Raw genomic sequence first — 12,585 nt, 5'->3', positions numbered from 1 at the left:
GATCTTGCCGACTGGGCTCGTACCCCTTAGGATGTGGTGGGGAAAATCTCGGCGTGTATCGTCTATGATATTACTTCGAAATCACCTGCAGCGATTAAGTGGAAATAGAAAAATAAAAAAGTCGGGAATCCTAGTTGTTTAGGGTTTTCGACTTTCTTATCTTTATACAAGGCCAGATTAAAGTGCAATAAGTGGAACTAACTAAATATAGGACTTTCGCTAAGAATCTAATCTAATATCTTCAACAATAAAGACTCAAATGATTTTGCATGATAGGGTTCGTCGAATTCGTATAATACATCGATTGCTGATTGAGCAAGCTTTGTTCCTTCTTCTATGTTATTCCTTTTAATTTGAATTAGGCCGTTATAATACTTATTTGCAATCTTAAAGAATATCGTTTGATATTGACTGCTAATATTATTTAAGTATTCGATTAAGATCTCTGCGTAGCTTAATTTATTGACCATAATTAATTCCTGAATCATATTTATTAGCATTACACATATGATTTCTTGTCCTCGGGGATAGGCCTCATATTTTTTCATTGACTTGATAAGCGTTTTAAAGAGTATATCTTTCTGATCGTAGTCTATGTAATCTAAAGTATTTGTGAACAATTGCATTTCTTGGAGAGTCCAAGATTGGAGATTGTTGAGATAGTTAGTGATCGTCTCGATATCTTCTGCCAAAATGACATTCTTCTCAAACGTACAAGTCAAGTTAAAGTGCTTCATTAACCTTATACGGGACCTTACTTCTGCTAGGTGAACTTTAGAGATGAGATCCTCTCTCTGATGCAGTTCTTGATATAGCTTTATTAATGCTTCTAGATCATTGTTATTTCCTGCTTTGGAATATTTGTCAATAAATTCATCATGATTAGATGGTTTATAGCCTCGATAAATATAGAAGAACTCGTCAATCTCCATCATAAGTCGATCTAAAATTTGTTCTAATAATCTTAATGAGATATCGTGGTTTCCTTTTTCAAATTCAATTGCATACGATTTCGAGATAATATTTAAATAAACTTCCTTTTGAGTTAATCCCTTGTTTGTCCGTATGTATCGAATAACCTCACCATATGTCTGCAAGTCGTTCACCTGCCTCTAACATGCTTATTTTTCTAACTGTTGTAACTGGAGTGAATGATGAGTACTTAAAGATGAAATTTAGAGGTGCTATTGAAGAGTTTTTTATTATATCTCATAGAGAATAAAATTTGTTTACGAAAAAATCATAATTTGAGTTGGATGCCTCTATCATTGATTTACGCAATATAGTGAATAAAGCGCAATAATTGGGGAATATTTTCTAAAAAAGTCCTATTTTCAAGACCTTTGTCGTTATTTTATCTAAAAGCAACTATGATGTAAGTACTTCACACTGGGCACAAATAAATTTAGACAACATGATCTCCGTCATGTAGAGAGTATAGGTCTAAATATTTTAGGAAGGATTTGATTTGTTATGAGTAAAGGTGATTTTTTAAGATTTGAACGTAAAAATGATGATTTTCCGTTGTACAACGAATTGGATTCTCCGCTAAGTTGGAAAAATAACCTCGTTATAATTATTGCTATCGCGGTTGGTTTCTTACTGTTTACCTTTGGTATTGGAGGCCCTGTACAACCTTTTATGAATGTGATCTTCCCTTTAGCAGCATTAATCTTTGTTGCGCGCAAAGAATGGACATGTTTATTTAGAAGACTAGTTGCTAAAGATATTATTCTTATTATTGGAACATATATTGTGAATCTTATTGTAACATTAGCAGTTGGTAGTATTATGATGAAACTTTTCGAAATGAATAATAATCCTGTGGACGCTGGTTTTAAAGATGGTTTTGTCGCAGCAATTCCGTTATTATTGAAGACCATCCCGATGCTGTTTGGTGAAGAATTAATAACGATACTTCCATTCTTAATCATTCTTGCATTTGGAGTTAAAAAACTTAATATGAGTAGAAAGTCTGCGGTAATCTTAGCTTGGATAGCATCCGCAGTGATATTTGGTGCATACCATTTACCAACTTATGGTTGGAATTTTGCTCAAGCTATTATCGGTATTGGTATTGCACGTATCGTTTTGCTATATCCTTACATTAAGACGAAGAATATATGGACATCTTTTATAGTGCATGTAATGAATGACTGGACAATGTTTTTACTTGCAATTTTCACTGCAACTCGCTAATTAGGTGCAACTGATCATTTACGACAGAGTGCTGCTACGATATTCATAATGTTAAGAGCAACTTAATATTTTTAGGAGGGTTTTGATTTATATGAAGAATAGTACTTTTTTTAGATTCGAACGTAAAAACGATGATTTTCCGTTCTACAACGAATTGCAATCGCCTCTTAATTTGAAGAATAGCCTTATTATTCTCATTGCTATTGCGGTTGGTTTCGCACTATTTATTTTTGGTGTTGGAGGCCCTGTACAACCCTTTATGAATGTGATTTTCCCCTTAGCAGCCCTGATTTTTGTTGCGCGAAGCGGATGGACATCTATATTCAGAAAATTAGTTGCTAAAGATATTATATTAATTATTGGAACGTACATTGTGAACCTTATTGTGACATTTTCTGTTGGCATACTTATTTCGAAATTGTTTTCTGTGAGCAGTAATCCTGCAACCGAAGGATTCAATGGTAATTTTGCCGATGCCATTCCATTCTTTTTGCAAACGATCCCGATGCTGTTTGGTGAAGAGTTAATAACGATACTTCCATTCTTAATCGTTCTAACAGTTGGAGTTAAAAAACTTAAAATGAGCAGAAAGTCTGCGATAGTCTTAGCTTGCGTAGTATCAGCGATTTTATTTGGCGCATACCATTTGGAAACGTATAATTGGAACATTGTCCAAGCTATTCTTGGTATTGGTATTGCACGGATCGTATTACTATATCCATACCTTAAGACTAAAAATATATGGACTTCGTTTATAGTGCATGTAATGAATGACTGGACATTATTTGCTCTTGCATTCGTATCCTCTATGCACCACTAATAAGTTTCAACATGATCGTTATGACAGAGTACACTTAAGCCATGAGAAACCTGCAACTCCTTATAGAATAAGGGCTGCAGGTTTTTTGTATCTATTAATCTAGAATTTCTCAGCGGCTGAGGAATGTGACAGAGGCTATATAGCAGTTCCTGATGATGTGATAAAATGGGAAAAATATCAATAGGAGAAATTAAAATGGGATTTTCACTTCTCGGAACAATAATGGCATTAATCATCCTTGCTCCTAGTTTACTAATCATTAAGTTCCCACCTGAAAATGTACCTGCTGGTGTGCGAGATACAGGCCCAGTCTATACAATTTTGGAGAGAGTAGGCCAACTGGGTTGCATAGGTATTCTTGCAATTTCAAAGGATAGCTTTCAACATGTGAAATTTGGAATTTGGGCTACACTTATCATTTTGTTTATCGCTGTTTATTATGGACTTTGGATTCGATATATCGTTAAGGGGCGGCAATTTAAATTACTATGGGACCCTTTAGGGTTTATTCCGATCCCAATGGCAGTTCTCCCTGTATGTGCATTCGGATTGGCAGCGATTTGGGGTAAATCCATTTGGCTGAGTATTGCAGTAGTTTGTTTAGCGATAGGGCACCTTGCTAATTCTTGGCATAGTTATCAATATACTAAAGATCAATAACTAGAATTATAGGGAAATATACCCACTTGAAAAGTGATTGGATAGTTAATAAGCTGCACAACTAGAAGGAGTTTGTGGGTAAATAAAAGTATGGAAATGTATGATTTACGAACAATAAAAAAAATAAAGTCGAAAATGTTCGCTTTTTATCATTGACAACTCATATGATATCCACCTAAAATGATAAAGCACAACAACATAATTCTTTCGTATATTTCCGGGAATTGGCCTGGAAGTTTCTACGAGGTCACCGTAATGACCTGGCTACGATTAAGAAGAGCAGAGCAATCCGCATCGTCCTGAATTTAGGGCTATGGTCATGGGTGCTACTCTTTTTTTCGAGCCGATGTCTATCAGATACCGGCTTTTTTTGTTGCTGTCAGACACAACATACCTTAGGGGGAGAACAATTTGAATCGGTTTTTCAAGTTGAAAGAGAACGGCACTACAGTACGTACAGAGATCATGGCGGGCTTAACCACGTTCATGGCAATGGCTTACATCCTGTCGGTTAATCCGAGCACTTTGACAGCGTTTGGCCGCATTGATATGGGCTGGTACTCTGTATTTCTAGCGACTGCGCTGGCAGCAGGTATTTTCACCATCGCAATGGGTGTGTTCATAAACTTTCCAGTGGCATTGGCACCTGGTATGGGACTTAATGCATATTTTGCTTCCGTAATTTTATCCTCCGCTACATCAGAGCATCCATTCACTTGGCAAATGGGTCTGACAGCCGTATTTATTTCCGGTTTGATCTTTATCTTGCTAACTGTAACTCGAGTGCGACAGATCTTACTAAAAGCAATTCCTGACAGCTTGAAGCATGCGATTACAGTAGGTATCGGGATGTTCATTACGATCCTTGGTCTGAAGAACAGCGGACTCATGACGATTGGTGTTGAAGCTGGTAAAGATATTCCTGCTAACACATTCACGGATGTCCTTTCCTTTGAAACTATCATTCATATGGGTAGCCTAGAGAATTCCAGTGTACAATTGGTAATTATAGGACTTCTTCTAATCTCCATTCTGATGGTACTGAACGTTAAAGGTGCGATTTTGTTCGGTATTTTGGGAACAACTGTCGCTGCTATGTTGATGGGCGAAGTTGATTTTAGCTCACTATCCAGTCCGGCAACGCCTTGGGTTCCTGACTTCACACAATTAAACTTCTTCGAATTTGACTGGAATGGTATCCTGCACACAGGTATTATTTCAGCGGTGGCAACTTTCACATTTGTAGAGTTGTTTGATACATTTGGTACACTTGTAGGTACGGCTCAACGCGCAGGTATTATGGATAACCCTGAAGAAGGGAATAGACGTGTAGGTAATGCAATGTTTGTCGATGCAGTTGCTGTAGCAGGTGGTGCGGCACTAGGGACTTCGACAACTACTGCTTTTGTCGAAAGCGCGGCAGGTGTTGCTGAAGGTGGACGTACAGGTCTTACAGCTGTAACTACGGGCGTATGTTTCTTGCTTGCATTGTTCCTTGCTCCAGTAGTTGCGCTTATTCCTGGATCTGCTACAGCTGCGGCATTAATCGTCGTAGGTGTGCTGATGGCGCAATCGATCCGGGAAATTGATTTTAAAGATATGGTTGTTGCTATTCCAGCGTTCCTTACTCTTGTGCTTATGCCTTTCACTTATAATATTGCTAACGGGATCTCCTTCGGTATCGTAACTTATGTAATCCTTGCTTCTGTAGCTAACCTTGCGGGCAAGAAGAAATACGATATTCACTGGATGATGTGGGTACTTGCGATCCTGATTGTTCTCCGTTACGCATTTCTTGGTAGTGCGGGCTAACATATATATAACATTTCGGACATTCATCCATGGCTCCTTCATCACTGAAGGGGCCATTTTTTTATATATCCTTGCTAACTTAACGGTTTAGCGTAGTCTTTGCTCATGCCTTTTCATCATCTAAGATATAGATTATATTGTTGAAGAGGTGATACATGTTGGCTAGTAGATTAAATGGAGCATATTTATGTATTAAAAAAAATCCATGGCCACTCTTGTTATTCTTGTTAGGAGCGGTAATTCGTATTCTTTATATAGGTTCAATACCTCCAGGCTTAAATCAGGATGAGGCTTCTATAGGTTATGACGCTTATTCAATTCTTCATTATGGGATAGATCGGAACGGTGTTCATCTTCCGATCCATTTGATTGCTTGGGGAAGTGGGCAAAATGCGTTGTACGCCTACTTATCCATACCCTTTATATGGTTGTTTGGATTAACACCGATGTCTGTGAGGGCTGTCAGCCTAATTATGGGACTGCTTGGCATGATTGTGTTCAACCTTGTGGCCAAACAGTTATTCACCTCTAGAGCAGCCAGTAATGCAGCGATGTTCTTTATCGCTATTAATCCATGGCATATTATGATGTCTAGATGGGCGCTAGAGTCCAATTTGTTTCCCACTTTGATCCTGCTCTCCGTTTATTGTGTATTAAAAACACTTAAAACCCCTAGGTGGTCCTATGCCTTTACAATTCTATTAGCTCTCTCGCTTTATGCTTATGGAACGGCATACTTTTTTGTTCCAGTGTTTGCTTTAGCTACTGCGATTCTTCTATTCTATATAAGAGCCTTGAAGCTTCGGACGATTCTATGGAACGGAATATTGTTTATAATTATAGCTCTGCCTATATTCCTATTTGTGATGATTAATCGCTTGAAGCTGCAGAGCATAGAAACTCCATTGTTCACGATCCCTAGATTGACTACACCGCGTATGGAGCAGGTCTCGTCCGTATTTAGCGGAGAATTATTTCATACCGCAGTAGGTCATTTTCGAGAATTCATTAAGCTTATGATTAGTGGGAATGATGGACTGCTATGGAATTCGATCTCACCTTACGGATATGCTTATCCCATTGCGCTTCCTTTTGTTCTTATTGGACTTGTTGTAATGCTAAGGGCAATACCCAAGCGTGACCATGAAGGACGGGGACAGGCTATCATTCTGCTCTGGTTATTGATTTCAGTGCTGATGGCTTGCGTGACGAATGTGAATATTAACCGCATTAACGTTATTTTTTACCCAATCATTTTACTGCTTGTTGCAGGATTTATGTGGGTAACGCAGAGAATTAAAGGGCTTGGGGTTGTTTCTATAGCAGGCTTCAGCTTGTGCTTCGTGTTATTTTGCAACGCCTATTTTAATGATTTTCCGGACAGGGTCGGACCTGCCTTCTATAATTCTATTGGCGAGGCTATACAGTATGCATCGGAAGAGAGTGAAGGAAAGGTTTATGTTACAGATAAGGTTAATATGCCCTATATTTATGCACTTTTTTATGAGAAAATCAATCCGAATGATTTCTTGGCAACGGTCAAGTATACTAATCCGGGAGCTGCCTTTCAGAAGGTATATACTTTTGGAAGATATGTGTTCGTGTTAGGGAGTCCAACGATAGCTCCAGGGGAGAATGCTGCATATATTTATTGGAACGGTGATACTATTCCTACTCTGAGTGAGAATTACAAGATTAAGAGATTTGCAAATTATACGGTAGTGATCACGGGCGGCGATTTATAAAGCGGCAAAGTATGGACTAAGATGAATATAGGACGAGGTGAGGTTGGAACGATGATCAAGAGTACACGTACGGCCGCAATGACTGTATTGATGCTGTTATTGTTTTTGCTTCCTGTAACAAGCATTTATGCAGATGGGAATCTATTGCAGAATCCTGGCTTTGAGGAGGGGGGAGATGACGCTCCTTCTAACTGGACTAAGGATATGTGGATTTCAGGAGACAACTCTGGCATACTTTCAATCCAATCGGACGAGGTTCATTCCGGTAGTAAAGCGGCAGTCATTGAGAATATCGAGCCCAATCATTTGAAATGGGTACAGACGATTAAGGCAACGCCGGATAGTTATTATAAAATCTCTGGATGGATCAAAGTAGTAAGTACCGCAGGCGAGGGAATGGGCGCCAATATACTTTCCGTTGGAGTAGGCGGGGGATATCCCAGCGTAACGGATACGGCAGGAGAATGGCAGTATCTTGAATACATCGGTCAGACAGGGCCTAAGCAGAAAGAATTCGGCATAGGTGCAAGTCTGGGGGGCTACTCTAGCTTGATTCAAGGTAAGGCTTATTTCGATGATTTATCTGTAGAAAAATTAGATGCCGCTCCCGAAGGGGCCAACATCATTTCGCTGGATAGTGCAGCAGTTAGTCAGGGTGCTGGTGACAAAAAAACGGACGCTCCTCATAAAGTATCACCAACCAAGATGCTGCTGATCTCAGCGCTCTTCAGTATATTTTTTGCAGTACTTTATACAAAGGCATTCCGCAGTGAGAAGCTTATGAAGCAACCTGAGAGTGTCTACACTAAATGGCTCAGTATTGCAATTGGTCTTGCTTTTATCCTAAGGGTATGGATTGGCCTTACCGCTCAAGGCTATCAGAACGACATGAACACCTTCATAGCTTGGGGCCAGCGTATGGTTGATTTAGGTCCAAGCAAGTTTTATGAAGAAGGATATTTTGCCGATTATCCTCCTGGTTATTTGTACATATTGTACATGCTTAGTTTTATTCGCGGCGTATTTGGCTTTGCGCATGATTCGGGCGGAGAGAATTTGCTGTTCAAACTACCAGCGATTATTTCTGATTTGGTGCTGGGATACTTCATATATCAAATGTCCCGCAAAAAACTCGGCACAGGAATAGCTTTTGGTTTAATGCTGTTGTTCCTGTTTAATCCGGCGGTTCTTATTAATTCAGCGGCGTGGGGACAAGCGGATTCGTTCTTCTTAATATTCCTGTTGCTCAGTATCCATGGAGCTGCGAACAAAAAGTTTGTTCAATCCGCGATTTTGTTTGCATTAGCAACATTAATTAAACCACAAGCGTTAATATTCACACCGGTATTGATGTTTGCTTTCTATCATCACCGTGCTTGGAAGCAGCTTGGATTTGGGGCCTTGTATGGATTAGGAGTATTCGGATTGCTCGCTGCACCATTTTTCTGGAACAACGGTGGTTTAGTTGGCCTTATTAATCTGTATAAGAGTACGCTATCTTCCTATCCATATTCTTCTGTGAATGCATTTAATCTATATGCACTGACTGCCCCCATGTGGTCATCCCTTGACCTAACCTGGCTGGGCATCACTTACCGTGTATGGGGCTTCATATTTATTTTAGTGGCAGTGGCCGTAGCGGCGTTTTATTCCTTTAAAAAGGATCGTTTGGACTTATCTAAATCCTACTTTATCGGTATGGCGCTCATCGTAGTGGTCTTTGTGCTTGGAACCAAAATGCATGAACGCTATATGTTCCCTGCTGTTATTCTCTGTATGTTCACTTATATAGAAAGTAAGGATCGGCGGTTTTTATCGCTATTCCTTGGATTCAGCTTAACGCAGTATATTAATGTGGCTTACACGTTGACTCATCTGAATGCAGGCATCAACCCAGGTTCCGATGGAATCGTATTGCTCACTGCTATAGCTAATCTTGCACTGCTGCTATATATGCTGTATATCGGTTACGATGTGTATGTTCGCAAGGGAATAAGACCTCTTCCAGCACCACCAACACCTGAAGAAAAATATGAAGAAGACCTAAAGGTCGTCGAGCAAATAAGACCGCACCAGAGAGGAGGGAGATTGAGCGATGAAGTTTAAGCGTATAGATTGGATATGTATACTTGTCATTACTGCCGTTTACGCGGCGGTTGCTTTATATAATCTAGGTTCTACAAAATCTCCAGAAACATTGTGGGAGCCTGCCGCCAGCGGTGAGAGCTTCTATGTAGATCTAGGGCAGAGTAAACAATTAGAGCGAGTCAATGTTTTTGGTGGCGTGGGCACAGGAAAGTTTAAACTCGAATTCAGCGAATCTCCTGATGTCTGGAGTAGTCCGTTAGATGTAAGTGAGGATGTTGGGAATGTCTTCATCTGGAAAAGCCAGCCTCTGAACGTTGCAGCGAGATACGTAAAGCTTACAGTTACATCTCCGGGATTTACTTTGAATGAAATGGCCTTTTATGAGCAGGGGGGAGAAAGAGTACCACTTCCCATTGCAGGTGTAACACCGGATAATGCAGTCGCTAAAAGAGGAGTGCCTGCCAATCTTTTTGATGAGCAATCACTCATTCCGGAATATTCTAACTTTATGAACAGCACTTATTTTGACGAGATCTATCATGCACGAACGGCTTATGAATATACGCACGGGATTGTGCCTTATGAGAACACGCATCCACCACTAGGCAAGCTGTTGATCGCAGTAGGGATGGAGCTGTTCGGAGTCAATCCATTCGGCTGGCGTATTATCGGAACGTTGTTCGGGATTGCCATGTTGCCTCTCATTTATGTGATGGCACTGCGTTTGTTTAAAAAGAGCAAATACGCTGCGCTTGCGGCAGGATTGTTCGCACTGGATTTCATGCATTTCACACAAACAAGAATCTCTACGATCGATGTATATGGAGTATTCTTCATCATGCTGATGTTTTATTTCATGCAGCGTTATTACACAATGAATTTCTTCAGGCAGCCCTTAAGAAAAACCTTAATTCCGTTATTCTGGTCCGGCCTATTCTTCGGAATTGGTGTAGCCTCTAAGTGGATTGTATTGTACGGAGGAGCTGGACTAGCCATTATGCTAGCGATCTCACTCTTTGAACGCTACAGAGAATACCGAGCATCCGGACGGCTCCTTGCAGAAGGAAAGATTAAAGATAAGGAACTGCTAGGCACTAGTCGCGAAGTGGTAAATTCCTTTTGGAAGAATACCATTATTACTTTAGCTAGTTGTGTTGCTTTCTTCGTAATCATTCCAGTAATTATTTATAGTTTATCTTTTGTTCCAGGGTTATCTGCATCCGCAGAGGGCTTTACCATAAAAGGCTTGATTGATTCCCAAAAGAACATGTACAACTACCACAGTCAACTCGTGGCTACACATCCTTTTGCGTCCTCATGGTGGCAATGGCCGTTTATGAAGAGACCGGTCTGGTTCTTTAGTGGCAGTGAAGGATTGCCGGAGGGTCAGGTCAGCAGTATAGTGACTATGGGGAATCCGCTTATCTGGTGGACGGGCATTTTTGCAATGCTAGCTACGCTTTGGCTTACGCTGAAACGCAAAGATAAGAACCTGTATATGATCTGGATCGCCTTTTTCTCACAATATATTCCGTGGATGCTTGTCCCGAGAGAAACCTTCATCTACCATTATTTTGCTATGGTGCCTTTTATGATTCTTGGTATTGTATATATAATGAAGTTGTTAGATAGTAAATATCCTGGAGCACGTTACGTGCGTTATACTTATGTAATTGTTGCGTTGCTGCTCTTTGTAGCATTCTATCCGGTACTATCAGGAATGCAGGTTAGTGGTGATTATGTGAAGAACATGCTACGTTGGTTCCCTTCTTGGGTGTTCTAAGTTTTTAAAAAGAATCTATAACAATAAGTTTATGCTCACAGCGTTATTATGAATAATAAGAAGATGTAACGCTCCATAAAGCTTGTAGGAGGAATAAAGGTGAAAGCCAGATATAGTGTAATTGTACCTATGTTCAATGAGGAGCTAGTAATTAGCGTTACTTATGAACGTTTGAAAAAAGTAATGGACGAATGCGGCGATACTTATGAGCTAGTCTTCGTCAATGACGGGAGTCGTGATCGTTCGGCCCAGATAATTCGGGAGATCAGTGATCGAGATGAATGCGTCAAACTGATTGACTTCTCGCGTAATTTCGGACATCAGGTAGCGATTACAGCTGGCATGGACTATGCGGAAGGTCAAGCGATCGTTGTAATTGACGCTGACCTTCAAGATCCACCGGAGGTCATTCTGCAATTGATCGAGAAGTGGAAAGAGGGCTATGATGTTGTGTATGCGAAGCGGCTGAAGCGCCGTGGAGAAACGATATTCAAAAAGGTAACGGCAAAGCTCTTTTATCGACTGCTCAGCAGTATGACAAGTGTAGACATTCCTACGGATACGGGCGATTTCCGTCTTATTGATCGTAAGGTATGTGATGTCTTGCGGGGGCTGAAGGAAAAGAATCGGTATGTCAGAGGTTTGGTAAGCTGGGTTGGCTTCAAGCAGACGATGGTGGAATATGAGCGGGAAGAACGTTTTGCAGGAGAAACTAAGTATCCCCTCAAGAAAATGATCCGTTTCGCGCTGGATGGCATTACTTCCTTTTCGTATAAGCCGCTTAAGATTGCTACTTATGTTGGATTTTTTCTATCCTTCTCTAGCTTTCTCTATTTATTCTTCGTATTATTTCAGAGAATCTTCTTCACCTCATGGACGGTTCCAGGCTGGGCTTCCATTGTAGGCGTCAATCTGCTCTTTAACGGTATCGTTCTGATGCTGCTAGGTGTAATCGGAGAGTACATTGGACGGATTTATGATGAGTCTAAGGATAGACCGTTATATATTGTAAGTGAGACTAAAGGATATCATAACGATGAACAAGTGGATCGCCGGAAGGATTACAACAATGTCAGATAAGAATTTGCGGTCAGCTTTCATCCAATTCCTTAAATTTAATGCTGTAGGTTTGGTAAATACCCTCATTGATTTCGTGATCTTCACTTTACTGAACTCTATTGGGATGGTATATGGTTTAGCGCAGGTGATATCTTATAGTGCAGGAACAGCGAACAGCTTTATTTTGAATAAAAAAGTGACCTTTCGAGATCGTAATCGTGGCAACAAAGAGGGTTTTGATAAGGTACAGTTGTTAAAGTTTATCGTGCTGAATCTTGTAGTATTAGGAATATCGCTGCTGCTAATGCATCTGTTGACAGACAAGCTAGGCATGCAAGTGTTGATCTCCAAGGTTTTGGTTACTTTTGTCACGGTGATTATCAACTTTTTTGGAAGTCGTAAGTGGGTATTCTGAATTT

Annotated in this window: 10 protein-coding genes and 1 riboswitch; of the genes, 9 read left to right on the top strand and 1 reads right to left on the bottom strand. The window is 40.2% G+C overall.

The genetic code is table 11. From position 1 onward, the window contains the following. Nucleotides 1-227 precede the first annotated feature (227 nt). Complete coding sequence (locus tag NSS67_RS31330) at nt 228-1,106, bottom strand: Rgg family transcriptional regulator (protein WP_339317677.1); 879 nt, start codon at nt 1,104-1,106, stop codon at nt 228-230. Nucleotides 1,107-1,473: 367 nt separating this feature from the next. Between NSS67_RS31330 and NSS67_RS31325 the strand changes: the two genes are divergently transcribed. The 9 genes from NSS67_RS31325 to NSS67_RS31285 all read left to right on the top strand — a co-directional run bounded on the left by NSS67_RS31325 (nt 1,474) and on the right by NSS67_RS31285 (nt 12,581). Further along, nucleotides 1,474-2,199 (top strand): CPBP family intramembrane glutamic endopeptidase, encoded by a 726-nt coding sequence (locus tag NSS67_RS31325; protein WP_339317676.1) that lies wholly within the window; start codon nt 1,474-1,476, stop codon nt 2,197-2,199. A 91-nt stretch (nt 2,200-2,290) separates the two neighbouring features. After that, entirely contained in the window at nt 2,291-3,019 is a 729-nt protein-coding gene (locus NSS67_RS31320) for a CPBP family intramembrane glutamic endopeptidase (protein WP_339317675.1), read from the top strand. A 195-nt stretch (nt 3,020-3,214) separates the two neighbouring features. Next, entirely contained in the window at nt 3,215-3,679 is a 465-nt protein-coding gene (locus NSS67_RS31315) for a hypothetical protein (RefSeq protein ID WP_339317674.1), read from the top strand. Nucleotides 3,680-3,866: 187 nt separating this feature from the next. Continuing rightward, nucleotides 3,867-3,966, top strand: a riboswitch (purine riboswitch). 124 nt (nt 3,967-4,090) lie between these two features. Next, entirely contained in the window at nt 4,091-5,491 is a 1,401-nt protein-coding gene (locus NSS67_RS31310) for an NCS2 family permease (RefSeq protein ID WP_339317673.1), read from the top strand. Between the two features lie 155 nt (nt 5,492-5,646). Further along, nucleotides 5,647-7,236 (top strand): phospholipid carrier-dependent glycosyltransferase, encoded by a 1,590-nt coding sequence (locus tag NSS67_RS31305; protein ID WP_339317672.1) that lies wholly within the window; start codon nt 5,647-5,649, stop codon nt 7,234-7,236. 21 nt (nt 7,237-7,257) lie between these two features. Further along, nucleotides 7,258-9,342, top strand: coding sequence for a glycosyltransferase 87 family protein (locus tag NSS67_RS31300; protein WP_339317671.1), 2,085 nt, complete (start codon nt 7,258-7,260; stop codon nt 9,340-9,342). After that, on the top strand, nt 9,332-11,107 hold the full coding sequence (locus NSS67_RS31295; RefSeq protein WP_339317670.1) for a phospholipid carrier-dependent glycosyltransferase: 1,776 nt from the start codon (nt 9,332-9,334) through the stop codon (nt 11,105-11,107). Before NSS67_RS31300 ends, NSS67_RS31295 begins: the two co-directional genes overlap by 11 nt. A gap of 99 nt (nt 11,108-11,206) precedes the next feature. Next, on the top strand, nt 11,207-12,187 hold the full coding sequence (locus NSS67_RS31290; protein ID WP_339317669.1) for a glycosyltransferase family 2 protein: 981 nt from the start codon (nt 11,207-11,209) through the stop codon (nt 12,185-12,187). Further along, nucleotides 12,177-12,581: a GtrA family protein gene (locus tag NSS67_RS31285; RefSeq protein ID WP_339317668.1), complete on the top strand. Its 405-nt coding sequence runs from the start codon at nt 12,177-12,179 to the stop codon at nt 12,579-12,581. The genes NSS67_RS31290 and NSS67_RS31285 overlap by 11 nt, the downstream gene beginning before the upstream one ends. Nucleotides 12,582-12,585 lie beyond the last annotated feature (4 nt).

Source organism: Paenibacillus sp. FSL R10-2734 (genome assembly GCF_037963865.1).
Classification (GTDB): Bacteria; Bacillota; Bacilli; order Paenibacillales; family Paenibacillaceae; genus Paenibacillus_AQ.
Note: the sequence above shows the minus strand (reverse complement) of the source record. Positions and strands in the feature narration are given on the sequence as shown.

Coding starts and splice junctions, on each gene's coding strand:
- NSS67_RS31325 (WP_339317676.1), top strand. CDS start 1,474: ATGAGTAAAGGTGATTTTTTAAGATTTGAACGTAAAAATGATGATTTT.
- NSS67_RS31320 (WP_339317675.1), top strand. CDS start 2,291: ATGAAGAATAGTACTTTTTTTAGATTCGAACGTAAAAACGATGATTTT.
- NSS67_RS31315 (WP_339317674.1), top strand. CDS start 3,215: ATGGGATTTTCACTTCTCGGAACAATAATGGCATTAATCATCCTTGCT.
- NSS67_RS31305 (WP_339317672.1), top strand. CDS start 5,647: ATGTTGGCTAGTAGATTAAATGGAGCATATTTATGTATTAAAAAAAAT.
- NSS67_RS31300 (WP_339317671.1), top strand. CDS start 7,258: ATGAATATAGGACGAGGTGAGGTTGGAACGATGATCAAGAGTACACGT.
- NSS67_RS31295 (WP_339317670.1), top strand. CDS start 9,332: ATGAAGTTTAAGCGTATAGATTGGATATGTATACTTGTCATTACTGCC.
- NSS67_RS31285 (WP_339317668.1), top strand. CDS start 12,177: ATGTCAGATAAGAATTTGCGGTCAGCTTTCATCCAATTCCTTAAATTT.